This window comes from Amycolatopsis sp. NPDC098790, from assembly GCF_044759945.1.
In the GTDB taxonomy this organism is placed as follows: domain Bacteria; phylum Actinomycetota; class Actinomycetes; order Mycobacteriales; family Pseudonocardiaceae; genus Amycolatopsis.
Window position 1 is genome coordinate 25382 of sequence record NZ_JBIWAI010000002.1, and the last position, 22722, is coordinate 48103.

29 protein-coding genes and 1 tRNA gene are annotated in these 22722 nt (G+C 71.1%); 14 read left to right on the forward strand and 16 right to left on the reverse strand.

Annotated features, from left to right (window positions below):
* The first annotated feature begins 44 nt into the window (after positions 1–44).
* On the forward strand, positions 45–404 hold the full coding sequence (locus ACIQWX_RS14280) for an ArsR/SmtB family transcription factor (protein WP_400869724.1): 360 nt from the start codon (positions 45–47) through the stop codon (positions 402–404).
* A 1-nt stretch (position 405) separates the two neighbouring features.
* Here ACIQWX_RS14280 and ACIQWX_RS14285 read toward each other — a convergent pair whose 3' ends face one another.
* Positions 406–804, reverse strand: a complete 399-nt coding sequence (locus ACIQWX_RS14285) for a hypothetical protein (protein ID WP_400869727.1) — start codon at positions 802–804, stop codon at positions 406–408.
* 101 nt (positions 805–905) lie between these two features.
* On the opposite strand from ACIQWX_RS14285, the gene ACIQWX_RS14290 reads away from it, so the two are divergent.
* Together ACIQWX_RS14290 and ACIQWX_RS14295 are read left to right on the forward strand one after the other, a co-directional pair.
* Complete coding sequence (locus ACIQWX_RS14290; RefSeq protein ID WP_400869730.1) at positions 906–1127, forward strand: hypothetical protein; 222 nt, start codon at positions 906–908, stop codon at positions 1125–1127.
* Positions 1128–1152: 25 nt separating this feature from the next.
* Positions 1153–1659: a hypothetical protein gene (locus ACIQWX_RS14295; protein WP_400869733.1), complete on the forward strand. Its 507-nt coding sequence runs from the start codon at positions 1153–1155 to the stop codon at positions 1657–1659.
* A gap of 88 nt (positions 1660–1747) precedes the next feature.
* Here ACIQWX_RS14295 and ACIQWX_RS14300 read toward each other — a convergent pair whose 3' ends face one another.
* Both ACIQWX_RS14300 and ACIQWX_RS14305 read right to left on the reverse strand, forming a co-directional pair.
* Complete coding sequence (locus ACIQWX_RS14300; RefSeq protein ID WP_400869735.1) at positions 1748–2551, reverse strand: MerR family transcriptional regulator; 804 nt, start codon at positions 2549–2551, stop codon at positions 1748–1750.
* 7 nt (positions 2552–2558) lie between these two features.
* Complete coding sequence (locus ACIQWX_RS14305; protein WP_400869738.1) at positions 2559–3818, reverse strand: amidase family protein; 1260 nt, start codon at positions 3816–3818, stop codon at positions 2559–2561.
* Positions 3819–3945: 127 nt separating this feature from the next.
* Here ACIQWX_RS14305 and ACIQWX_RS14310 point away from each other — a divergent pair, with 127 nt between their 5' ends.
* A complete protein-coding gene (locus tag ACIQWX_RS14310) occupies positions 3946–4119 on the forward strand; it encodes a hypothetical protein (protein ID WP_400869741.1) in 174 nt (57 codons plus the stop codon).
* A gap of 51 nt (positions 4120–4170) precedes the next feature.
* Positions 4171–4617 carry a nitroreductase/quinone reductase family protein gene (locus ACIQWX_RS14315; RefSeq protein WP_400869744.1) on the forward strand — a complete coding sequence of 149 codons (447 nt, stop codon included), beginning with the start codon at positions 4171–4173 and terminating at the stop codon, positions 4615–4617.
* A 1-nt stretch (position 4618) separates the two neighbouring features.
* Here ACIQWX_RS14315 and ACIQWX_RS14320 read toward each other — a convergent pair whose 3' ends face one another.
* Positions 4619–5389, reverse strand: a complete 771-nt coding sequence (locus tag ACIQWX_RS14320; RefSeq protein WP_400869747.1) for an ANTAR domain-containing protein — start codon at positions 5387–5389, stop codon at positions 4619–4621.
* 130 nt (positions 5390–5519) lie between these two features.
* On the opposite strand from ACIQWX_RS14320, the gene ACIQWX_RS14325 reads away from it, so the two are divergent.
* From ACIQWX_RS14325 to ACIQWX_RS14335, 3 genes are all read left to right on the forward strand, one after another.
* Positions 5520–6128: an HSP18 transcriptional regulator gene (locus ACIQWX_RS14325; protein ID WP_400869749.1), complete on the forward strand. Its 609-nt coding sequence runs from the start codon at positions 5520–5522 to the stop codon at positions 6126–6128.
* A 153-nt stretch (positions 6129–6281) separates the two neighbouring features.
* On the forward strand, positions 6282–6515 hold the full coding sequence (locus ACIQWX_RS14330) for a DUF6480 family protein (RefSeq protein WP_400869752.1): 234 nt from the start codon (positions 6282–6284) through the stop codon (positions 6513–6515).
* A 29-nt stretch (positions 6516–6544) separates the two neighbouring features.
* Positions 6545–6718, forward strand: a complete 174-nt coding sequence (locus ACIQWX_RS14335) for a hypothetical protein (protein WP_400869754.1) — start codon at positions 6545–6547, stop codon at positions 6716–6718.
* Here ACIQWX_RS14335 and ACIQWX_RS14340 read toward each other — a convergent pair.
* The 4 genes from ACIQWX_RS14340 to mdlC are packed head-to-tail and all read right to left on the reverse strand — an operon-like array spanning position 6715 to position 11126.
* Complete coding sequence (locus ACIQWX_RS14340; RefSeq protein WP_400869757.1) at positions 6715–6873, reverse strand: hypothetical protein; 159 nt, start codon at positions 6871–6873, stop codon at positions 6715–6717. The genes ACIQWX_RS14335 and ACIQWX_RS14340 overlap by 4 nt on opposite strands.
* Before the next feature lie 8 nt (positions 6874–6881).
* On the reverse strand, positions 6882–8099 hold the full coding sequence (locus tag ACIQWX_RS14345; protein ID WP_400869760.1) for an MFS transporter: 1218 nt from the start codon (positions 8097–8099) through the stop codon (positions 6882–6884).
* A gap of 22 nt (positions 8100–8121) precedes the next feature.
* A complete protein-coding gene (locus tag ACIQWX_RS14350; RefSeq protein ID WP_400869762.1) occupies positions 8122–9549 on the reverse strand; it encodes a benzaldehyde dehydrogenase in 1428 nt (475 codons plus the stop codon).
* 2 nt (positions 9550–9551) lie between these two features.
* The gene (mdlC, locus tag ACIQWX_RS14355; RefSeq protein WP_400869765.1) at positions 9552–11126 is read right to left on the reverse strand and encodes a benzoylformate decarboxylase; all 1575 of its coding nucleotides are present in this window, start codon (positions 11124–11126) and stop codon (positions 9552–9554) included.
* 93 nt (positions 11127–11219) lie between these two features.
* Between mdlC and ACIQWX_RS14360 the strand changes: the two genes are divergently transcribed.
* The 3 genes from ACIQWX_RS14360 (at position 11220) to ACIQWX_RS14370 (ending at position 13438) form a co-directional block, all read left to right on the forward strand.
* Positions 11220–12113 (forward strand): LysR family transcriptional regulator, encoded by an 894-nt coding sequence (locus ACIQWX_RS14360; RefSeq protein WP_400869767.1) that lies wholly within the window; start codon positions 11220–11222, stop codon positions 12111–12113.
* A 135-nt stretch (positions 12114–12248) separates the two neighbouring features.
* Positions 12249–12326 (forward strand): tryptorubin family RiPP precursor, encoded by a 78-nt coding sequence (locus ACIQWX_RS14365; RefSeq protein WP_225440239.1) that lies wholly within the window; start codon positions 12249–12251, stop codon positions 12324–12326.
* A 59-nt stretch (positions 12327–12385) separates the two neighbouring features.
* On the forward strand, positions 12386–13438 hold the full coding sequence (locus ACIQWX_RS14370) for a cytochrome P450 (protein WP_400869770.1): 1053 nt from the start codon (positions 12386–12388) through the stop codon (positions 13436–13438).
* Here the strand turns inward: ACIQWX_RS14370 and ACIQWX_RS14375 are convergent.
* The gene (locus tag ACIQWX_RS14375; RefSeq protein ID WP_400869773.1) at positions 13410–14165 is read right to left on the reverse strand and encodes a cellulose-binding domain-containing protein; all 756 of its coding nucleotides are present in this window, start codon (positions 14163–14165) and stop codon (positions 13410–13412) included. The genes ACIQWX_RS14370 and ACIQWX_RS14375 overlap by 29 nt on opposite strands.
* Before the next feature lie 157 nt (positions 14166–14322).
* Here ACIQWX_RS14375 and ACIQWX_RS14380 point away from each other — a divergent pair, with 157 nt between their 5' ends.
* The 3 genes from ACIQWX_RS14380 (at position 14323) to ACIQWX_RS14390 (ending at position 17092) form a co-directional block, all read left to right on the forward strand.
* Entirely contained in the window at positions 14323–15264 is a 942-nt protein-coding gene (locus tag ACIQWX_RS14380) for an NmrA/HSCARG family protein (protein ID WP_400869777.1), read from the forward strand.
* A gap of 36 nt (positions 15265–15300) precedes the next feature.
* Positions 15301–17043 (forward strand): BTAD domain-containing putative transcriptional regulator, encoded by a 1743-nt coding sequence (locus tag ACIQWX_RS14385; RefSeq protein ID WP_400869780.1) that lies wholly within the window; start codon positions 15301–15303, stop codon positions 17041–17043.
* Positions 17009–17092: transfer RNA gene (locus ACIQWX_RS14390), tRNA-Leu, on the forward strand. The genes ACIQWX_RS14385 and ACIQWX_RS14390 overlap by 35 nt, the downstream gene beginning before the upstream one ends.
* On the opposite strand, the gene ACIQWX_RS14395 is transcribed toward ACIQWX_RS14390, so the two are convergent.
* The 7 genes from ACIQWX_RS14395 to ACIQWX_RS14425 are packed head-to-tail and all read right to left on the reverse strand — an operon-like array spanning position 17074 to position 22702.
* Positions 17074–18822, reverse strand: a complete 1749-nt coding sequence (locus ACIQWX_RS14395; protein WP_400869783.1) for a recombinase family protein — start codon at positions 18820–18822, stop codon at positions 17074–17076. The genes ACIQWX_RS14390 and ACIQWX_RS14395 overlap by 19 nt on opposite strands.
* Positions 18812–18973 carry a hypothetical protein gene (locus tag ACIQWX_RS14400; RefSeq protein WP_400869786.1) on the reverse strand — a complete coding sequence of 54 codons (162 nt, stop codon included), beginning with the start codon at positions 18971–18973 and terminating at the stop codon, positions 18812–18814. The genes ACIQWX_RS14395 and ACIQWX_RS14400 overlap by 11 nt, the downstream gene beginning before the upstream one ends.
* Positions 18970–21141 (reverse strand): cell division protein FtsK, encoded by a 2172-nt coding sequence (locus ACIQWX_RS14405; protein WP_400869789.1) that lies wholly within the window; start codon positions 21139–21141, stop codon positions 18970–18972. The genes ACIQWX_RS14400 and ACIQWX_RS14405 overlap by 4 nt, the downstream gene beginning before the upstream one ends.
* A complete protein-coding gene (locus ACIQWX_RS14410; RefSeq protein ID WP_400869792.1) occupies positions 21131–21856 on the reverse strand; it encodes a hypothetical protein in 726 nt (241 codons plus the stop codon). Before ACIQWX_RS14410 ends, ACIQWX_RS14405 begins: the two co-directional genes overlap by 11 nt.
* Positions 21853–22182: a hypothetical protein gene (locus ACIQWX_RS14415; protein WP_400869794.1), complete on the reverse strand. Its 330-nt coding sequence runs from the start codon at positions 22180–22182 to the stop codon at positions 21853–21855. Before ACIQWX_RS14415 ends, ACIQWX_RS14410 begins: the two co-directional genes overlap by 4 nt.
* Complete coding sequence (locus ACIQWX_RS14420) at positions 22179–22511, reverse strand: WhiB family transcriptional regulator (RefSeq protein WP_400869796.1); 333 nt, start codon at positions 22509–22511, stop codon at positions 22179–22181. The genes ACIQWX_RS14415 and ACIQWX_RS14420 overlap by 4 nt, the downstream gene beginning before the upstream one ends.
* Positions 22508–22702, reverse strand: a complete 195-nt coding sequence (locus ACIQWX_RS14425) for a helix-turn-helix domain-containing protein (RefSeq protein WP_400869799.1) — start codon at positions 22700–22702, stop codon at positions 22508–22510. The genes ACIQWX_RS14420 and ACIQWX_RS14425 overlap by 4 nt, the downstream gene beginning before the upstream one ends.
* Between the last annotated feature and the right edge of the window lie 20 nt (positions 22703–22722).

The window sequence follows — 22722 nt, forward strand, 5'->3', positions numbered from 1 at the left end:
TATCTGCGCACACACGCAGATACGCAAGTAGTAAGGTTCACGGCATGCACGCGTCGCTGCCGGAGTTCGACATGCCCACCGACGAGCAGGTCCACCTGGCGGCGGAGTCGTTCCGCCTCCTCGCGGACCCGACCCGCATCAAGGTGCTGTGGGCGCTGCTGCAGGGAGAGTCATCGGTGGCGTGCCTGGCCGAACTGGCGGGCGCGGCCCCGACGGCGGTGAGCCAGCACCTGGCGAAGCTGAGGCTGGCGGGCCTGGTGAAGGGCCGCAGGGAGGGAACGTTCGTGTACTACTCGGCGGCGGACGACCACGTGCGCGGGCTGCTGGCCCAGGCCCTGCACCACGCGGACCACCTGGACCGCGACCTCCCCGCCGAGCACGCCCATCACCCGCGGTCGGAGTAGCTCAACGCTTGAGCGGAGCGGCGAGCCGCGCGACCAGCTCTTCGGCAACCTCCGGCATCGTTCGGCGCAGGTCTTCAGGCGAAAAGGCATCTTCGGGATCGATCCGAATGCGTTCCGGAGTACTGGAGTTCAGGCTCGCCGTGGTCGCCGAGGCGTCTTCGGCCTTGCCGAGCCTCGTCGTCGAGGTGACCGGGTCCAAGCCGATCGCCGGCGTGACTCTGTCCGCCAGTGGAAGAGCGATCCGCATGAGCAAGAGCAGCCGGTCCGCTATTCGCGGCGCCAGGTTTTCCCGGTCGAGGATGTGACCGATGGTCGCATTGGGCAGAGCGAACCAGCACGTGCGTTGACCGCCGCGAAGGATCGCGAGCCCGCACTCTCCGGTCCGCCAGTCGGACGACATGGCCCAAGCGGCGTCGGCCGAGGAACCGACGGAGACGGACTGAGCTTGCGTGAACAGTCCTTCGGACCGACCCGACACCGCCAAGTCTTCGCAAGAACCTGATGCCCTATCCGGAGGAACGCGCACTCGAGGACGCTGCCTACGGCCACGGCCTGACACCGGTCCGGGTCTTCGCCGTCCTCCTGCCGGTCTGGCGGGTGGAGGTGCTGACGACCGACGGCAGGCCGTACGCACTGACTGATCGTCTGTCTTCACACACCGATGATCACCGGTGGCCGCACCAGTTCCCCGACCAGTCCCCGAGCCTCGGCAAAGTCGCGTGATGTCTGCTTCTGAGAGGATCCTGGCGTGTTCAACTTCGGAATCGAAAGTTACCGGCCTCAATGGCTCAACGGTCGCTCCACGGTCGCTGCAGGCCACGGCAAGCACCTGCGTGCGCTCATCGACCGTCCATTGACCCATGCCTGGCTGGTCTGGGACGTCCGGGGCGACGAGTGGTTCTCCGACTGCCCGGTCCTGCTCGACTTCGCCGGAGAGCAGATTGAGATCAACCACGCAAAGGTTGACGACCTTTCGATCACCTGGAACACGGTCGACCCCCACCAGCCGGTCCGATGGCCCGACTTCGATCTCCAGTGGCGCCACGACATCCGCCCCGAGCTGTGCGCCCTGCAGGGCCAGAGTCTTCAAGACATCGAGCTCCTCGAATGGACCGGGAGCGACATGGCCCAAGGAACGGTCGCGGTCAGCTTCTGCTTTCCCCAGAGCCAACTGACCATCTTCAACGCCCTGGACGAGAACGGGCTGACCTTCGGGCCACCGGACTCGCGCTACCGGCGTCGCTCACCGCGCTAACGCAACTGCCCCGAACCCGGGCACCTTCACGCGTGCCGGGGTCACAGGACCGGCCCCCGATCAGAGGTCGCGATCTACGGCTGGAGTACTAGCCGATCGGCTCCTGCAGCTCCGTCACCCACCCCGCCGGATCCGCCGGGCAGTCCAGGTACAGCTCCCGCTGCGCCCCGGCCGACGCGAACCCGCGCTCGGCGATCCACCGCACCACCGCCTGCCAGCTCGGCAGGACGCCGTCGATCGCGCCGTGGTGGACCAGTGTCGCCGCGCGCACGGACGGCAGGTCGGCCACCGTCAACCCGTTCAGGTCGCCCGATCCCACTGACGCCGGGATCGCCGCGTGCACGACGACCTCGTCTTCGGCGCGCTGCTCGTAGTAGCACGTCAACCGCCCGGCCGGGGTGACGTCCGCGGTGGCCAGGCGCCGGCCGAGCTCCGCGCACAGCGGGCGGACCACCGGGCCGATCGCCTCGGGCCCGAACCCCGCCGCCACGCCCGTCAGCTCGACCACCCGCAGCGCCGGCAGCTCCTTGACCACGACGTCGGGCGCGCTCCCCTCCGCCTCGATCGTTCGCAGCCGCGCTTCCACCTGCGCCAGCCGGGCCACGCCCTCCGCCAGCGCCGCCTCCAGCTCCGCTCGCCGCAGCGTCAGCATCCCGCGCACCTGCTCCGCCGAAACCTCGTCGGCCAGCAGCGTCGCGACCTGGTCGAGGGTGAACCCGAGGTCCTTCAGCGCGACGATCCGGTTCAGCCGCGCCAGCTGCCCCGCCGCGTAGCTGCGGTAGCCGGTCGCGGGGTCGACGCGCGCCGGCCGCAGCAGCCCGAGCGCGTCGTAGTGGCGCAGCATCCGGACCGACACACGGCCGTGGCGGGCGAAGTCGCCGATCGAGAACACGCGCCGATCATTCCTCAGGAGGGACGAACCCGCCGACGACGTCCGCGGCGAGCTCGGCGAGCGTGATCGCGGTGTCGTCCTCGCGGGACGGTCCGACCACCTGCAGCCCGGCCGGCAGCGGGCCGCCGATCGGCGCGCTCACCGCCGGCAGCCCGGGCAGCGACGCCTGCGCGATCCAGAACACCTGGTCGTCGTAGCGGCGGCGGTCGTCGTGCGCCGGCGCCGTCGTGAACACCGTCGGGCAGAGGAAGGCGTCGACGTCCGCGAAGTACCGAGCCCACGCCGCGCCCAGCGCCGCCCGCAGCCGCTCCTGGGCGTCGGCGCCGTCCGGTTCTCGGCCTTCCTGCGCGGCGAAGAACCACTCGACCTGGTAACCGAACGAGTCCGCCTGGACGACCGGATCGACACCGTCCGGCCAACCCTCCGCGACTCGCACACCCGCTTTGGCCAGGGCGTCGACGGCGTCCGACAACGCCGTCCCGACCTCTTCGGTGACGGGGCAGGCCGGGTCGTCGAGCACCACGCCGACGCGGAAGTCCGCGAGCCGCGACCGCCGCGACGGCGCGAGTGGCTCGCCGGTGACGCGCAACGCGAGCCGCAGATCGGCGGCCGACCGGGCCAGCGGACCGACCGCCGACGGGAACTCGCGGACGAGGTCGGTGACCGGCCCGGGCGGCTGGAAACCGCGCAGCGGCACGGTTCCCGGCGTCGGCTTGAGGCCGTAGACGCCGCAGTAGGCCGCCGGGATCCGGATCGACCCGGCCAGGTCCGAGCCGTACTCCACAAAGGACAGCCCGGCGGCGAGGGCGGCCGCCGCGCCGCCGCTCGAGCCGCCCGGCGTCCGCGCGCGGTCCCGCGGGTTCACCGTCCGCCCGTAGACCGGGTTCTCCGTCCGGCCGAAGTCGGCGAGCAGGTGGTGCACGTTCGACTTCCCGACGACGAGCGCGCCCGCCGCCTGCAGCCGTTCGACGACGACGGCGTCCCGGTCCGCGACGGCCTCGGCGAACGCGGGTTCGCCCCAGGTCGTCGGCATGCCCGCGACGGCGAAGGCGTCCTTGACCGTCATCGGGACGCCGTGCAGCGGGCCGCCGGTGGTCACGTCGGCGCGCGAAGCGGCTTCCAGCGCGAAGTCGCGCCGGGTCGCGACGACGGCGTTGACGTCGGAAGCGTCGATGCGCGCGAAGAGCTGTTCGGTCAGTTCACGTGACGAGAGCGCGCCCCGGCGGAGGTCGGCGGCCACGTCGGTGGCGGTGCGGAAGAACGTCATGGGTCCGGGATAGAGGCTGACACGGTGTCAGGGTCAACGGCCGGGGTTTCCCTTTCGCGTCGAGGTGGTAGCCAAGGGTGATCGCCGTCCGAACGGCGGACGGCGCAGCGTGGCGGAGGGAAGACCGATGCCGACCGCAGCCCGTCTGAGCGCACCCCCGGTGCCGCCCGAAGAAATCCCGGCCGATCCCGGCGTCCCGGACCCGGTTCCGGCCGACCCGGACCGGCCGTCGCCCGAGCCCGGCACACCCGTCCCGGACCCGTTGCCGCCGGAATCGCAGCCTGGCCCGGAACGTCGCTGATATGGAACACAGATCATACGAGTTTCGTATGACTTGGTGTACGGTCGTGACATGACAACAGCGCAGACCTACCGGCGGATGGTCAACGCCGGCAACAAGATCGTCGTGGGGCTCCAGCGGCTGGGTGTCGCGTTCGGCCCGATGCAGCTGCTCACCGTCCCGGGACGGCGGACGGGCGTGCCGCGCACCTTCCCGATCGCGGTCATCCCCATCGACGGCGACCGCTACATCTTCCAGGCCTACCCGAAGGCGGCCTGGGTGGCGAACGCGCGGGCGGTGGCGGAGGTGACGCTCACCCGCGGCCGCCGGACGTCCCCGGCGCGCCTGGTGGAAGTGCCGGTGGAGGAGCGTCGTCCGCTCCTGCGCCGGCTGGTCGCGGACAGCCCGGCGAGCGTCGGGAAGCGGCTGGTGACCACGGGCCTGGCCGACGCGGCCACGCCGGACGCGGTCGCGGCGGCCGCCGAGCGCATCGCGGTATTCCGCGTCGAGCCGGCCTGAACTACGGGCCGGTCAGCTCTACGCGGCCGGGCTCGAACGCCCGCAGCACCTGTTCGGCGGCGACGCGCGCGGCGGGGCTGGGGTCGATCGTGCGGTCGCCGTCGGGCTGCGGCGCCGGTGCGCCGGCCAGCAGTTCCACCAGTGCGACGGCGAGTTCGCGCACCTTGACGTTGAACTGCTGGCTGGCGCGCCGCAACGTCTCCCAAGCTTCGTCGGGGTCGCAGCGGCGCAGGGCGATGACGATGCCCTTCGCCTCTTCCAGCGCAGCCCGTGACTGCAGGAGGTCCAGCATCTGCTCGGTGCGGTCGGGCCGGGCCGCTTCGGCGACGACCAGTGCCATCGCCGTGAACCTTTCGTGTCGCCGCAACGCTTTCAGGGTCTCTTCGGTCGCGGGCCGGTCGAGCGTCACCGACAGGACCAGCCTGCCGTCGGTGTCCCACGGCGCGGGCAGGGCGGCGACCCCTCGGACGCGCAGCCAGTCCGTACCGGGGTGGCGTTCGAGCAGGGTGGTCAGCGTGAGCGACGGCCAGCGTTCGTCGGCGAAGACGTCGGCGGTGACGACCGGCAGGCCGGTGTCGCCGGCGGTCACGACCGGGCCGCCGAACTCGTCCAGCTGGGCCGCGACGAAGACGGCCGCGAGCCCGTGGGCGGCGGCCACGTGCAGCGGCAACCCGTGGTGGTGCACGGAAACCGCCGCGCCGACGGCGCCCGGCACGTCGGCGGCGATCCGCTTCAGGAGCTCTTCGAGCAGTGCGGTCACGGGTTCGGTCACGTGATTGTCCTCGACACCGTACGGAGGGTCAGGCCGGGTTCGCCGGGGCTCGCGCTCGACGAAAACTCGCGTTCTGTTCTAGCATGTCGTCAGGCTGATGACAACATCAGGGTCGTCGGAAGGATGACGAATGGGCGATGGTGATCCCGCCGGCGCGGTGAGCCGGATCCACGAGGTGGTCGCGGCGGCCCGCGCGGGCGCGGCGGACCGCGAGGGTCTGCTGGCGGCGCTGGCCGACCTGCGCGTGCTGCGCGAAGAGCTGGCCGGCTGGGAGCCGGAGCTGATCACGGCGGCCCGCACGGCCGGCGCGAGCTGGGTGGCGCTGGCCCCCGCGCTGGGCGTGGCGAGCCGCCAGGCCGCGGAACGCCGCTACCTGCGGCTGCAGCCGTCGAACACGGGCGAGAAGACGGGCGAGGCGAGAGTCGACGCGGAGCGCGACCGCCGCGCGGGCGACCGCGCGGTCGCCGACTGGGCCCGCAGAAACTCGGCGAACCTGCGCAAACTGGCCGGCCGCGTGAGCGCATTGGACGGCCTCGACGCGGCAGCGCAGAAGAGCGCGGACCGCTTGGGAGCAGCCCTGGGCGACGACGACCCGGCGACGCTGTTGCCCCCGCTGGCCGCGGCCCGGTCCCACCTGGCCGACGACCACGCGGGGCTGGCGGAGGAGCTGGGGGAGATCTCGGAGGAGACGGACCGCCTCCGCCGCGACGCGGTCGGGCACCGGAGGACGAGGGACTGAGGCGCGTTCCGCGGGACGCGGCCGCCATTGCACTGCGCGGTCTGTTGAGGTGGCCGGGCTGCTGGTTCCGCGTGGGCGGGGCTCGCGCGCCAGGTTTGCCCGCTTCCCCGCCGGGCACCCGTCGCGCAAGCCGACCGCGACGGAAGGATCCCCATGACCGCCCAGCCCCCGGATCCGGACCCCAGCCGGACGCCGGACCTCGAGGCCGGCGGTGGTGTGCCGCCGGGCAGCACGCCGCCCGACTCCGCGCAGACCTCCGGCCTCTCACACCCTCAGCCGATGCCCGGCAAGACCGCGCCCGTCCTGTGGCTGATCCTCACCGGCGTCCTGGTGCTGATGGTGGCCGGGCTCGTGATCGCGCTCGCCGTCGGCTGGCTGGGTGTCTGACTTCCGCCGCGATCGGGTACCACCCCGGCATGGACGACAAGATCCCCGACCGCACGGAAACCCGCGCCGAGCTGCTCCCGGAGGAACAGGCCGCCGACAGCGCCGACCCGGAAGCGCAGGCCCGCCAGGTCCTCGAAGACTCCGACCACCGCACGGAAGACCCGAAGCCGACCATGCGCCGCCGTCCCGAGGAGACGGCCTAGTCGCCGCGGAAGTTGTCGTGCGCGCCGGGGTGACCCGGCCGCGCACGCGCCTCTTCGTCCTCCAACGGCCCGTCCGGCTCCTCCCGGCGGACCGGCGGCGAGACCGGATTGCCGCTCGAGTCCTCTTCGCCTGCTTCATCACGGGGTTGCGTCATCCTGGCGGCTACCCCGCCGAAACCGGCTCCAACCGCGACGGCGCCTCGCCCCGCAGCATCAGCACCGCGACCAGCCCGAACGCGGCCACCACCGCGAAGAAGTAGAAGCCCCACGGGTACGCGACGCCGGCGGTGACCAGCGCGCCGGTCACGAACGGCCCGAGGATCGAACCGAGCCGCCCCACCGCCGACGTCAGCCCGAGCGCCGTCCCGCGTGCCTGCGCCGGGAACGCCTGGGCGACGTACCCGTAGATCAGCACCTGCGCCGAGAACACGAACACGCCGGTCAGCAGCACGACCGCGTTGAGCACGAACGCGTTGCCGATCTTCAGGCTCAGCGCCGCGAGCAGCACGGCACCGGCGCCGAACCAGATCCGCGCGATCGGCCGGATGCCGAACCGGTCGGCGATCGTGCCGGCCAGCACCAGCCCGAGCACCGCGCCGATGTTGAGCACCAGCAGCAGCGTGATCGACGTCGAGATCGGGTAGCCCGCGGTCCGCATCAGCTGCGGCAGCCACGTGTTGAGCCCGTAGACCAGAAGCAGCCCCATGAACGACCCCGTCCACACGGCGATGCTGATCCGCCGGAACCGCGCGCCCAGCAGGTCGCGCAGCCCCACGCGCTCGGCCGAGGCGTCGTCCCGCGAAGCCAGGTACGCCGCGGATTCGGGCAGCTTCCACCACATCAGCGGCACGGCCAGCAGCCCGACGATCCCGCCGCCGTAGAACAGCCAGTGCCAGTCGTCCTTCACCGACAGTGCCAGGATCGACGTCAGCACCGCACCGACGTGGTAACCCGTCATGGTGAACGTGCTCGCACTGGCGCGCCGCCGCGCGGGCAGGTTCTCCGACATCACGGTCAGCGCCACCGGCATGCACGCGCCGAGCCCGAGCCCGGCGACGAACCGGAAGACGCCGAACAGCGCGACGCTGGACGCCAGCGGCGTCAACAAGGTGAACAGCGAGAACAGCAGCACGGAGCCGATGAGCATCACGCGGCGGCCGAACCGGTCGGTGAGCGGGCCGAGGCAGGCCGCGCCGACCGCCACGCCGACCAGCGACACGGTGGCGACCGCCGTCGCGCCGGCCGCGGTGAAGCCGAGGTAGCCGCTCTTGAGCAGCGTCGGGATCGTCGCGCCGAGCGCGACCAGGTCGTAGCCCTCCAGCAGGACGGTCAGCCAGCAGAGGACCGCCGTCCACACGGGACGGGCGGGAGACGTCGTCATTGCCGTACTCCTAGAACAGTGCTCAGAAGGGGTAACCCGCGATGTCCGCGCGGACGGTCAGCCACTGGGTTTCGGTGAAGGCCTCGATGTTGGCCTGGGCGCCGCCGAAGCGGGAGCCGTTGCCGGAGTCGCCGACGCCGCCGAACGGCGCGGTGGGCTCGTCGCCGACGGTCTGCTCGTTGATGTGCACCTTGCCCGAGCGGACCTCGTCGGCCAGCGTCATCGCCGTGCCGACGTCGCCGAGGATGCCGACCGACAGGCCGTATTCGGAGTCGTTGACGAGCCGCGCGGCCTCGTCCAGGTCGCGGTAGGCGCGCACCGGCGCGACCGGGCCGAAGATCTCCTCGCGCCACGCTGGAGTGTCGTCGCTGAGTCCGAAGAGGACGGTCGGCGGGTAGAACGGCGCGTCGGGCTTGCCGCCGGCGAGCACGCGGGCGCCGGCCGCGACACTGCGCTCGACGACGTCGGTGACGTGCGCGAGCTGCCGGTCGTCGATGATCGGGCCGAGCGCGACCTCGTCGGTGGCCGGGTTCCCCACGGGCAGCCGACGCGCCTTCTCCGCCAGGGCTTCGACGTATTCGTCCACTTGGGACTCGTGGACGAGGTGCCGCCCGGTCGTCATGCAGATCTGGCCCTGGTGCAGGAACGAGCCGAACGCGCCGGCGGACGCGGCCTTGGCGACGTCGGCACCCGGCAGCACGACGAGCGCGTTGTTCCCGCCCAGCTCCAGGTGGACGCGCTTGAGCGAGCGCGCGGCGGCTTCGCCGACCTTCCGACCGGCCGCCGTCGAGCCGGTGAACGACACGACCGACACCTCGGGCGCGTCGACGACCGCGGCGCCCACGGCGGCGTCACCGGGCAGCAGGTGCAGCAGGCCGGACGGCAGCCCGGCCTCCTCGAAGACGCGCACGATGCTCACCCCGCCGGACACCGCGGTGCGCAGGTCCGGCTTGAGCAGCACGGCGTTGCCGAGCGCGAGAGCGGGCGCGACCGAGCGGATCGCCAGGATCAGCGGGAAGTTGAACGGCGAGATCACCGAAACCACGCCGGCCGGGACGCGCCGGGCCAGCGACCAGCGCGGTTCGCCGGTGCTCAGCACCTCACCGCGCGGGTGCGTCGGCAGCGCCGCGGCCTCGAAGCAGATCCCGGCCGCCATCTCCGTCTCGATCCCGGCCTTGGGCCGCGTCGAACCGGCTTCGCGGACGATCCAGTCCTGCACCTCGGCGGCGTGGGACTCCCACAGTTCGCCCGCGCGGCGCAGCACCGCGGCACGCTCGGCCGGCTTGCGCCGCGCCCAGTCGCGCTGGGCAACGGCCGCGGCGCGGGCCGCCTCGGCGACGTCGCCGGGGGTCGCGACGCCCACGCTGCCCAGCGTCTCGCCGGTCGCCGGTTCGACGACCGCGTGGGTTCCGCCGCTGCCGTCGAGGAACTCGTTGTCCAGCAAGGTCATGATCACTCCGGGGAGGTCGGTTCGGTGTCGACCTGGATCAGCCGCGGGCCGTCCGGGGTCGTCTTGAGCTCGGTGTGGAGGTGGTCGAGGTCGGTGACGGCGGTCGCGGGGACGCCGTAGCCGGCGGAGATGGCGGTGAAGTCGAGCCCGGGGATCTCGGTGCCGGGCACGTCCGGCGTGCCGAGCACCTCGCCGAACCACTTCAGCGCGCCGTAGACGCCGTTGCGCAGGATCACGAACGTGACCGGGACGCGGTAGTGCGCGGCGGTCCAGAGCGCCGTGATGCCGTAGTTGGCCGAGCCGTCGCCGATGACGCCGACGACCGGGCGGTCCGGGCTGCCCATCGCGACGCCGACCGCGGCCGGCAGGCCGAACCCGAGGCCGCCGGCGGCAGGGAAGAAGTACGAACCCTCGCGGCGCAGGTCCATCTGCCGCCACCAGGCCGAGTTCGTCGACGTCGATTCGACGACGTACCGGGTGTCGGCGGCCTGCGTTTCGCGCAGCGCCGCGAAGACCTGCTCGGGGTGCAGCGCCTTCCCGGCCGTCTTGGGTTCGGGGTTCGCGACGAACTCGCCGCTCGACGCCCGGGCGGGCACCTTGGCCAGCAGCGCCTCGATCACCGGCGCCGGGTCGGCGACCAGCGCCTCGCCCATCGGGGCGCGGGCCGCGGCGCCGAAGTCGTCGGTCACCTGGACCAGCCGCGTGCCCTCCGGCAGGTAGGCGCCGGGCACGTACTGGTGGTAGCGGAAGACGGGCGCGCCGAGCACGAGCACGAGGTCGTGCCCGGTCAGGGCGTCCGAAACCGGCGCGATGCCGGCCGGCAGCACGCCGCGGAAGAGCGGGTGCCGGTTCGGGAAGGGCAGCCGGTGCGGCGACGGCGCCACCCACGTCGGCAGGCCGAGGTGCTCGGCCAGGGCGACGGCGCGGTCGAACAGGCCGAGGGCGTCGAGGTCGCCGCCGAGCACCAAAGCGGGGTTCTTCGCCTTCGCAACGCTTTCGGCGAGGTCGTCGAGCTGCGCTTCGGACGGTGTCAGTCCTCTTTGGACGTTCCGGTCCAGCGTCACGGCGGCGTTCGCGTCCAGCTCGACGGCCCAGTCGTCGTAGGGCACCGAGAGGTAGCTCGGGCGCCGGTGCAGCTCGGCCTCGAACACGGCCTGGGCGAGCGAGCGCGGGACGTCCCCGGCGCAGCTCGGCTCGCCGGACCAGGCGGCCAGCGGGCGCATCAGCTGCGTGGCGTCGACGTTGGCGAGCATCGCCTCCATCCCGATGGCCGCGCGGACCTGCTGGCCGGCCGTGAGCACCAGGGGAGAGCGCGAGTGGACGGCGTTGGTCAGCGCGCCCATGGCGTTGCCCGACCCGGCGGCGGCGTGCAGGTTGACCAGCACCGGGCGGCCGGTCGCCTGGGCGTAGCCGTCGGCCATCCCGACGACGGCGCCTTCGTGCAGGCCGAGGACGTACCGGAAGTCCCCAGGCAGCTCGGCGAGGAACGGCAGTTCGTTGGAGCCGGGGTTGCCGAAGATCGTGGTCAGGCCGCGGCGGTGCAGGAACTCGTGGGCGAGCCGGCGGGCGGTGGGCATGCGCTGTCCTCTCGGGCGGGTTGGACCAGACCCTAGGCAGAACGTGGCGTGTGTTCCAATAAATGTTGCCTCGGTGGTTCATAGACGGGATCGATGATGCGCGACTTCGACCTCAACCTGGTGCGCACGTTCGTGCTGCTCTACGAGACCCGCAGCGTCACCGCGACGGCCGAGTCCCTGCACGTCACGCAGCCGACGATCAGCTACAGCCTGCAGAAGCTGCGGCGCCGGTTCTCCGACGAGCTGTTCCGCCGCACGGGCGGCGGCCTGGTCCCGACGACAACGGCCCGCGCGCTGTACGAACCGCTGCACAGCGCGTTGTCCGGCATCGAGACGGCGGTCAGCGGCGCGTGGTCGTTCGACCCGTCGACCGCCCGGGCCGCGTTCACGCTGTGCCTGTCGGACCTGGGGGAGATTTCGCTGCTCCCGCGTCTGATGGCGGCGCTGCCGTCGCGTGCTCCCGGCGTGACGCTGACGGTCCGCCCGCTGGACGTCGACCGCGCGGCCGACCAGCTCGGCCGCGGCGAGATCGACGCGTTCATCGCGTCCCCGCTGATCGGCTCCCAGCGCGTCGCTCGCGTCCCGCTGTTCTCCGAGGGCTACCTGGGCATGGTGGCTTCGGACCACCCGCGCTTGGGCTCTTCGGTGGACTTCGCCGCGCTGGCGGCGGAGCGCCACGTGACGGTGTTCGGCCCGACCGGCCACGACGGCCCCCGCCGGGCGCTGGAGGCACACGGGCTCTTGGACCGCGTGGTCCTGGAGGTGACGCGCTTCGCGGCCCTGCCGTACCTGGTTCAGGACGGCGAGCTGGTGGCGATGGTGCCGCGCCTGGTGGCGGAGATGTTCGCGGCCCAGCACGCGGTCCGGTTGTTCGAGCTGCCTCTCGAGGTGGAGCCGGCGCAGGTGTCGGTGTACACGCGCCACACGCACGCCCGCAGCCCGGCGCAGCACTGGCTTGTGACATTCATGCGTGAAGTGCTCGACTGATTTAACACGCATTTTTCACGGGTGCCCATTTCCCGCCGAAAGGGCTGGGCCGAACGTGTAGTGCTTGGTGCTGAACCGATCCCGCCCTGCCTAGTGTCGATCACGGTCCTGACAACCGAACTAGGGAGGAATCCGGTGAAGCTCGTCCGCCTGGTCAAGAAAGCGCTTCCCAAGAAGAGCCTGAAGGCTTACGCCTGGTACGGCTGGATCTGATCGCGCGGCCGGTCCCGGTCACCGGGACCGGCCCCCGTTCCCTTCGAGGAGTGCCGAACGTGGTCATCGCCCCCGCCCACCGCGCGGTCGTCTTCGCGCCCCGCCTGGAGAACCTGCTGCGCGAGCACCGGGACGGCGGGCTCTTCCGCCTCGAACCGGACACCGTCGGGATCGCCGATCCGGCGCTGATGGACGCCGTGCTGCGCGCCCGCCCGGCGAACGCCGAGGAGCGCCCGACGTTCAAGCCGGTACTGGGCCGCGAAGTCACCCGTGCCGAATCCGCGAGCCTGATGCAAGCGCTGGGCGCGGACGTCCGGGCCGCGCTGAAGCGGCCTGCCGACGAGCCGGACCTCGCCGGCGCCTGGCCGGCCGTACCGCACGACTACCTGCGCCGATTCGTCTTCGGGCCGGAGACGCGCCGGTTCCGCGTGCTCGTCGACCGCCGCCTCGAGCTGACGCCGAAGCTGACGTGGTCGGCCGTCGCCGCCGGCGCCGCGCTGGCCCGCCGGCCGGGCGCGGACGCCGAGCTGTCGACGCTCGCCCGGCAGGTCCTCGCCGCCGGAACCCTGGCCGAGCGGCGCTTCCGGATGTACCTCTACCGCCGCGTCGCCGCGCCGATCTGCTTCACCGTCGCCGCGCTGGTGACCAACGCGGTGTGGCTCGGTGCGCCGTTCGACGACGACGTCCCGAACGAGTGGGTGATCAACGAGGCGCTCCGGCTGCTGCCGCCGTCGTGGAACGTCCTGCGCGTCCGCTCGCCGGAGTTCACCGAGGTCGACGCCCGCATCACGCCCGGCGACGACGTCCTGCTGCTGCCACTGCTGAGCCACCGGTCACCGGCGCTGTGGGAAGCGCCGGACGAGTGGCGGCCGCGGCGCTGGGCCGCGCTCGACGCCGACCGGCACCCGGGCTACCTGCCGTTCGGGCACGTCAGCGAGCGCTGCTGGGGCCGGCACCTGGTGCTGCCGCTGGCGAGCCGCCTGCTCGACGTCGTCCGCGCCCAGGGGCTGGTGCCCGATCCGCGGCGCACTCGCGCGCGCGTCGAACTGGACGGGTTGCTGGAGCTGGCCGACGTGCGGATCGTCAGCCCGCGTCGCAGCGGGCGCCGTTGAGGGTGAACGCCGTCGGCGCCGGGTTCCCATGGTCGAAAGCGCCGTTCAGCCCGGTGCTGACGGTCGCGCCCGGCGCGAGGGTGGCGTTGTAGGACTCGGCGGTCACGGTCACGCGGTTGCCGCTCTGGCTGTACTTGCCGTCCCACCCGTGGGTGACCCGCTGGCCGGCGGTGAACGTCCAGGCGAGCGTCCACGGCGAGAGCGTCTCGCCGCTCTTGTTCGTGACGGCGACCTCGGCGGTGAAGCCGTCGTTCCACTGGTCGGACACGGAAAAGCGCACGAAACACGTCGCAGCTTCGGGTGGCGGCTTCTGAGTGGCCGAGGTCGACGGCGGCGTCGACGTCTGCCGCAGCACGGTCGGGATCGGCGTCGGACTCGGCGTGGTGAACGTCGGACGCGGAGTCGTCGTCGCCGGCGCGAGCAGGTCCTGGGGCGTCGCCCGCGGCTGCGGCGCGCTTTCGGACGTCACCGCGATGAGGACGAGGCTGCCCAGCACCACGACGGCGCCGGCGAACCCGAAGATCCACCGGATCCGCCGTCCGGCCCGCTGCTGGCCGGCCGCGGCTTCACGAGCTCGCTGCTCGAGCCGTTCGCGGTAGCCGTCGCCGGTGTCCTCGTCGCGGGGCGGCGCGGCCTCGGATGGCCCGCCGAGCGAGCGCGGCGTCGCCCCGGTCTCCCGGAGCAGCTCGGCGACGGAGATTTCGTCGTCGTCCCGCCGCCGACCCATCCGAAAACCTCCCGTGCCGCGGCCCGACCGGCGAATCCTAGGAAGCGGCGGCGGCCTTGTAAACCACGTGCACACCACGTGCACGATTCGCTGATGCCGGAGCGGTTTCCTGAACCGGTGGCCGGGACACGCCGGCCCGGACCCAGGAGGCTGCACCATGTCCGACCCGAAGATCATCGCCGTCGTCGGCGCCACCGGCCAGCAGGGCGGCGGCCTGGCCCGCGCGATCCTCGACGACCCCGAGCGCCGGTTCAAGCTGCGCGCGCTCACCCGCAACCCGGACTCCGCGGCCGCGCAGGCGCTGGCCGCCCGCGGTGCCGAAGTCGTCGCCGCCGACCTGGACGACGAGGCGAGCCTCACGAAGGCCTTCGAAGGCGCGTACGGCGCTTACCTCGTCACGGCGTTCTGGGAGTACAACTCCGTCGAGCGCGAACAGCACCAGGCGCGCGCGATGGCCGCGGCGGCGAAGGCGACGGGCCTCGAGCACGTGATCTGGTCGACCCTGCCCGACACCCGCCTGCACCTGCGCGACGACCGCGTCCCGACGCTGCACGAGCGGTACAAGGTTCCGCACTTCGACAGCAAGGCCGAGGCGGAGGCGTTCTTCGTCGAAGCGGGCGTGCCGACGACGTTCCTCTCGACGACGTTCTACTTCGAGGCGTTCCTCGACTTCTTCCGCCCGGTCCGCGACGACGACGGCGTCGTCGCGCTGCACCTCCCGATGGCCGACCGGCGGCTGCCGGGCATCGCGGCGGAGGACATCGGCCGCACGGCGTTCGGCGTCTTCGCCCAGGGCCCGTCGCTGGCCGGCGAGACGATCAGCATCTCGGGGGAGAACCTGACCGGCGAGCAGTACGCGGCGGCGTTCGCCAAGGAGCTCGGCACCGAAGTCGCCTACCGCCCGATGAGCGTCGAGGCGTTGCGGGCAGCGGGTTTCCCGGGTGCGGACGACCTGTCGAACATGTTCTTCTACTACGCCGAGCACGAAGACGCGTTCGCCGGCGTGCGCGACCCGGAGGCGGTGCGGAAGCTGAACCCGCGGCTGCAGGACTTCGCGACGTGGCTCGCCTCGCGGCGGGAGGCGTTCGAGGGGCTGTGACGGAATACCGGTCCGCGGCCACCGGTTGCGCTCTGCGTGACCGATGCGGTGCGGTTCGAAGTCCTCGGCCCGGTCCGGGCGTGGCGCGGCGACGTCGAGCTCGAGCTGGGACCACCCCAGCAGCGGGCGGCGCTGGCGGTGCTGCTCCTGCAGGAGGGCACGCCGCTGTCGCCGTCCCAGCTGGTCACGGCGTTGTGGGGCGGCGCGGAGCCGCGGGCGGCGATCGGCATGGTGCGCTCGTACGTGTCCCGCCTGCGGCACGCGGGCGTCCCGATCGAGTCGGTCGGAGGCGGCTACGCGATCCGCACGGGCGCTTTGGACGTCACGGAGTTCGAGCGCCTGTTGTCTTCGCCGCGTGCCGCTTTGGAGCTGTGGCACGGCACGCCGCTGTCCGGGGTGAACGGCGACTACGCGGAGGCGGCCCGCGAGCGCCTGGTCCAGCTGCGTTTCACGGCCCTCGAGGACCAGGCGGCGGCGGACCTCGCGGCGGGCCGCCACGTCGACCTGACGGAGCTGATCGCCGAGCAGCCGTTGCGCGAAAGGCCGCGCGAGCTGCAGATGCTGGCGCTGTACCGCGCGGGCCGCCAGGCCGAGGCGCTGGAGCTGTTCACGGCGACGCAGCGCCTGCTGGAATCCGAGCTGGGCCTCGACCCGGGGCCGGAGCTGCGGGAGATGCAGCGCCGCATCCTGGCGGCGGACCCGTCGCTGGCGCCGCCGGTGTCCCGCCCGTCCCAGCTACCCCCGGACCTCCCGGAGTTCGTCGGCCGAGCATCTCTGACGGCCGCGCTGTCCGAGGCGCTGACCAGCTCTCGCGCATCGATGCCGGTGCTCGGTATCGAGGGCCTGGCGGCGATCGGCAAGACGACGTTGGCGGTCCACGTGGCCCGAGCGGTGGATTTCCCGGACGGTCAGCTGTTCCTGGACCTGGCGGAGTCGCCGGACCCGCTGTCCGAGCTGCTGCACGGAATCGGCGTGACGAACCTCCCGGCGTCGCCGAGCGAGCGAGCGGCGTTGTGGCGAACTCGAACGTCAGGCCGCAGGGTGCTGGTGATCCTGGACAACGCCCGCCAGCACGACGACATCCGCCCGTTGCTGCCGGGAGCGGGAGGCCCGGCAGTGCTGATCACGGCCCGCCGCCGGCTGTACGACGTCCCGCACGCGCAGTGGACGAAGCTGGGAGGCTTGAGCGTCGAGGAGTCGGTGGCCCTGCTGGGTCATCTGCTGGGCGAGGACCGAGCAGCGGAGGCGCACGAGCTGGCGGCGAGGACAGGAGGGCTCCCGCAGGTGGTGAGGGCGATCGGCGAGAGGCTGGCATCCCGCCCGGCGTGGACGATGGCGGAGGCGATGCAGAGGGTGGGCCGCCCGGCCCCGGGAGCACCGGCGAGGCCCCCGGAGTGCCAGGCGATAGAGAAGCCGTACGAGTCGGCGCTGGCCGAGCTGACCCCGTGGCAGGCGTGGGCGTTCGAGAGGATGTCGGCCTTCCCGCGGTTTTCGGCATCAACGGCGTCAAGGATCCTGGGCCTGCCGCTCTCGGACGCTCTGATCTTGCTGGAATCCCTGGTGGACGCTCACTTGCTGGAGTCATCGGGTCCGGAGGGGTACGCCTACCAGGAGCCGGTCCGCTTGTTCGCTGAATCGATGCAGGAGAGCCGAAACCGGCCGATCATGCCAGAGGCGCCGGAGGTGTCGATGAAGACCCCCCTGAAGGAGGGCGTGGGGGAGCCGTATACTCTTTCTTCAGCAGGTCCGAGTGGCGGAATGGCAGACGCGCTAGCTTGAGGTGCTAGTGCCCTTAACGGGCGTGGGGGTTCAAGTCCCCCCTCGGACACACGCATTATTCACCCGCGGAGAGGCCGTCACGTCGACGGCCTCTTTTTCGTGGTCGAACCGCAGGTCAAGCCGCAAGTCCCGGTAGAGCTGAGCCAGCCGGCCCGGCTGACCGTCAGCCAGTGCGGCGCTGACGTTCCCAAGCGAGTCGATCATCGCGTAGACCTCGGCCTCGCCGAGTCCCGCAGGCTCGCCGACCGTCATCAGTTCCGCTTGAGCTGCCGCCCGATCGGCTTGCGCCCGGTTGATCCCCTCGACGACTGCCGACGGGGCGACCCCTGCGGAGATGGCGTTCTGGAACCGCTGGAGCCTGGCTTCCGCATCCTCCAGTAGCTTCCGTGCTGGCCCGTCATCCGCCGTCTTCGGTGTCGGCTGAGCCTGAACGAGTTGTTCAACGGTCCGCGCGATGTTCTGCCGGTCGAACAGGCCGCCGATCCACTCGTTCAGCGCGTCCCGCAGCGGTTCTTCCTTGAGATAAATCGTCGGCGGGTGCGTGAGCAAGACCGGCGAACCCGGTGTGAGCGTCCGGGCCGGACAGCGGTAGTACATGCCGTGCTTTCGCGGGCTGCCTTCCATCTTCCGTCCGCAGGCAGTGCAGCGAATGAGTCCACGGAGCAGGTACGCGTGCTTGACCGTTCGTCCTGCCCGCTCGGTCTTACGCGCGGTTCGCAGACCACCCGCCGCTTTGGCGCGCCGCATCAACTGTGTTTGCGTGAAGTCCTGAACAGACACAATCTCGGGATGTGCTGGCTTGCGCGAGCGAACCACCCGATCCGGCTTGGCGCGACGGAACCGCACAACGTTCCCCGCCGCGACGTCGTCAGGATCGAGCAGCATTTCCTGCCGCGCCCACCGACCAAAGAAAGCGAACCCGGTGTAGCGCGGGTTCTCCAGAATCGAGCGTACGGTGCTGCCCTGCCAGCCGTCGGCGAGGCGATGCCGGTTCTGGTCCGGCCGTCGTGCCGACGGGCAGGGGATGCCGTCGCGGTTCAGCCCATTCGCAATCGCGCGGTCTCCGTTGCCGGCGAGGTATTCGGCGAAGATGCGACGCACGACCTCGGCGGCTGACTCGTCGAGGGCGAGCAGGCGCAACCGGAATCCCTCCGCCGCCTTTCGCGGGTTCGGATGCGGCCCACCGTCAACCACGACGTACCCGTATGGCGCCCGGCCGCCCTGGTGACGTCCTTCGTTGACTACCTGCGCGTCCATCGCGGCCCGCACGCGAGCTTGAACGTGCTGCCGTTCCGACTCGCTCATCCCGCCGAGCACGCTCATCAGCATCTTGTGCGATGGGTTCCGCGGATCAAACTTCCCGCCCAACTCCGGCACCCACAGGTCCACGCCATAGGCAGCGAACCGCGGCGCGATGAGCGAAAACTGATTCCCGAACCAGCACCGGGTACCCTCACCGACGACCAGGGCATCCCATCCGCGACGCGGGTTCTTCAGCTGGGCGAGCAACTGCGACGCCTCTGTACGCCGGTCCCACGGCACCGAACGCGACTGCCCGATATCGAAGTACTCCGCCACGATCCGGCCACCCAGCGGCTCGACGAACTTCCGCGCGTTCCCGAACTGCCATCCGCGCGAGGTCTCCGGGTCCTGGTTGTCCTCCGTCGAGCACCGCCCGTAGACGGCCAAGGCGCCGATCCCTTCGTCTACGGGCTCGGCCACCTCCAGTCCAAGGATTTCGTCTAATTTCGACCATGGGTCGCTGATTTCAGCGGACATCGGTCGCCCTCCTTGCCGGTTCGTCGAGCACCGGCACCTCGGTCAGTTCGATCAGTACGGCCAGCAGTGCACGCGCAGCCGCGGGCGTCAGCTCTGGCAATCCCGCAGGTAGGATAACCCGATAGGCCTGACCTTCCACCCGTGCACTCATGACGGATCACCGGCCCCGGCGGGTTCGCCGCCATCGCGAACACGCTCGACAGCTCGGCGGATATCAGCGGTCAAGTAGCCGCGCACCTGCCGCGTCTCGCCGTCTTCGCTGGTCACGCGGTCACGAGTTGGCCGGCACCCCACCTCGCTCATCTGCTGGGAGAACGTCCGCCGGTCGGCGTCCAACGCCTCCAGCAGCTCGGCCGTCGGCACGAAGTCGCGACCGTCGGGGCCGAGGTCGTCACCCAGGTAGGTGACGAGCGAGGCGAGCGGTTCGCGCAGCTCGACCAGAGGTGCGGCCGTGCCTGCGCCGAGAGCGTGCGCCACGGCCGCATGATCGAGCGTCGGCATGGTGTCCTGGCCCGCCGCGTGCCCGGTGAGTGTTCCCGCAGCCTCGCGCAGAACGCGCCCCTGCTGGCAGATGGTCTGCCAATCCTCATTCGGCATGTAGTACGTCCGGACCGTCATCGCTAGCACGTCGGCCCCGGCCGCCGTGTCGCCGTCCGGCCGGAGGACACCGACACCCTTGTGCGAGGCCAGCAACCGCGAGGAGTCGAACCCGCGGGTGTTCATCTGCTCGCCGAGCACGATGTTGGAGTCGCGCCAGTCCATCACCCGGAGCGCGAACCGCGACCCGAGCACCGCACGGAGCCCGGACGGGATGGTCTTCGAGTCCGGCCGTTGCGTGGCCAGGACAAGCACGATCCCAGCCGCCGGCCCCTTCTTCGCCAGCCACGTCAACAACTCGCCGACGTACTCGCCCGCCGCGAGCTTCTTCCCTTGTACGTCAACGGGCGTGCGGTCTTCGAGCGGTACCTGAACCTCGTCGATGAAGATCGCCGTAATCGGCATGTTCAGTGCCTTGTCCCGCGACATGTCCGGCGTCACCTTCGACTCCGGGCACACGATGTCGTCGAGGTCCCGCATGCGCCGGTACCGACCCTGGACCTCGGCGACCAGCTCGGCGAGCCAGTCGATGAGGGCCAGGACGTGCTCGGGTTCGTCGCCGGCCATGAAGCGGTGGGCAACCTGGGCGGCCGCGATCCAATCCTTTCCGGCCTTGAAGTCCGCCACGTAGAGCCGCACCCACGCATCCAAGATGAGCCCGCTCGCCGCCAGTCGAGCAGCGAACGTCTTACCCTGCCGAGGAATCGCACCGATCAGCAACGACGTCCACACGAGCGGAAGATCGATCCGCCGGTCTCGCGCGTCACGTCCGAACGGGACCGCCCGCCACGCGTCCCACCGCGTCACGCCGAGCAACGGCGTCTGGAGCGGCGGCCGGGCATACGGGTCCTCATCGGCGACCCACATCGAGATCCGCCCAGCGTGCCCGCCGTTGCCGCGGACGCGCTCGACGATGAGCTGAACCTCGTCGACCGCGAGCGCAGACGCCAGCGCATCCCGGTTCTTCACGACGTCCGCGGCCTTGCGCGTGGCCGGCAAGTCCACCGTGACAGCCCATCCGTCGCCGACGCGCGTCGCCCGCTCAACCAAGCGAAGCGTCTCATCCTTCCCGATCAGCTTCGCGTCTCGGAACGCGTCCACGAGAACCTGCGGGTCCATCGTCCACGTCAGCGTGCGTGGCCCCGCGAGCGCGGGCTTCCGTCCCGGACTGCCGTCCTTGCGGCGGCCCAGGACCGCGAGTGCCAACGACGCGGCAGCTCCGCCTATCCACAGCGGATCGCTGCCGTACAGCAGATTCACGACGGCGACCACCAACGCGGCGACAGCGACCACGGCGCCGGTGACCTTCCAGCGGAACAAGGTGAGTTCGCGGATCTCCGTGAACTTGTCGGCTAGCTTCTCCGACTCCTCCGCGGCCGTCCGGTAGTCGTTGACCTTGACCCAACCGCGCCACGACCGGATGCCAACCACGATCCCGCGGACGACCGCGCCGACGTACCGGATCGGTGACTTGACCACCCAGACCACGGCATCCTTCGCAGCCTGGATCGCTTGTGGCTTGTTTTTGAGCCACAGGGGTACACGCGGCGAGTGCTTCCACCACCGAGCGAACCGACGTCGGACAGTCCGGGCACGCGGCTGAGGCAGGGTGTCGTCGATCAGCTCGCCGTCGAGCACCGGGCCGACGTGCTCGACGTCCCCTGAAGCCACCCGAGCGAGCGTGGCCCTGCGATTCACCTCGGCATCCGATTCATCGGTCATGGCGCACCTCATCCGCAAGCGCGGTGGCCAGCCGAGAGGACAACCCGCGCGAGCACCCGGTGACCTCCCGGACCCATGCCGGCGTCACCTTCACGTCGGGCGTCCAAGCTTGACGCGCCTCGGCGAGGTAGTCGGCGAACAGCCGCCGCGCAGGCCGTTCACGGGCAGGCGCGGGCAGTTCATGAACGTTCGTGGCGTTCCCGTGTGCCGCCTGAACGGCGTCGGTGAGCTTGTCGCGCAGGTCGGTGACGGCCTCGGCCGCGACAAAAACGACCATCGGCGGCACGGAGTGCAGGACAACGCCGGCCGGCGACCCGGCCGCCCACGACGACCAGGTGTTCATGACGTACGTGGCCGCCAGCGTGAGCCACTTAGCCGCTCGGACCCACGGTCCGGTGTGGACCTGGTACCGGGCGGTCACCTGTTCCGCCCGCAAGATCGCGAGCAGCACCAGGCACACGGTCGGGTCAAGTAGCCAGGCCGTCAGCCAGGGCAGCGACCCGAAGGCAGCACCGGCAGCAGCGAACCACTGCACATTGGCCGTCGTGAAGGCCAGACCGAGGACGATCCCGGCCCAGCACAGCCGGTCGACCTGAGTCCGAATTCGCTCGACCTGCAGCGCGACCACATCCGGGTGGGTTCGCCAGCGCCGGACGTCAGCCGCTTCGGCAGCATCCTTGGCGAGCTGCTGAGCGCGGGGGAGCTGCTCGCTCATCGGCGACCACCGCCCCGGCGCGTGGTGTCCAACGACGTCACGGTGAGAGCGCGCGTCAGGACGTAGGCCGCGACTAGGTCCGGTGCCCCGAGCACCACGAGCAGCAGAGTCGGGTTCCCCGGGTGCGTGATCACGAGCCACTGAACGCCGACGAACGCGGAACCCGTGAACAGCACCCGCCCGGCGAGCGAAACCACCCGGGCGCCGGCTCGCGCGGTCTCGGCGGCACGGCGCGCCTTACGTGCGCCGAACCGCCATACCGTGAACAGGGCAAGCAGCACCGCGAGGCCGGCGAGGACCTGCGTAGGCGAGAGGGTGAGCGTCATCGCGTCTCACCGCCCCGTCGCTGCAGCCAGACGGGGTGCAGGGTGCGCCGGTCGGTGTCCGGCAGGGCGCCCCACACGCCGACCGTGTTCGGCCCGGCGGTACGCAAGTCGAGTTCAAGGCACTCATCGATCACCGGGCAGCCGGCACAGAGCTGCGCAGCCAGCTCCCTGTCCGGCGGATCGTCCCCGGTCAGCTCCGGCAGGTCGGCCCGCTCGAACGTCCAGAAGCACAGGCCGTCCCTGGCCACCACGTTCGTCAGCACGTCATCGGGCACAGCGGCGTACCGGTCGAGCCGGGCAGCGATCGCCCTGTAATCGTGATCGCTCATCGCGCACCACCGCCGAGTGCGCGCCGGAGCTCGGACGCCGGGATGACGAGCCGGGAGCGGCGCCGCACTGCACGCAGCTCGCCGACCCGGACGGCGCGATGGATCGAGTTGAGGTCGACACCGAGAAGCCACGCGGCGTCGGCCGGTGAGTAGAACGCCGGACCACCGGCGTCAGGAAGTTTCTTCTGCATTTTGAAGTCCCTAAAGTCGT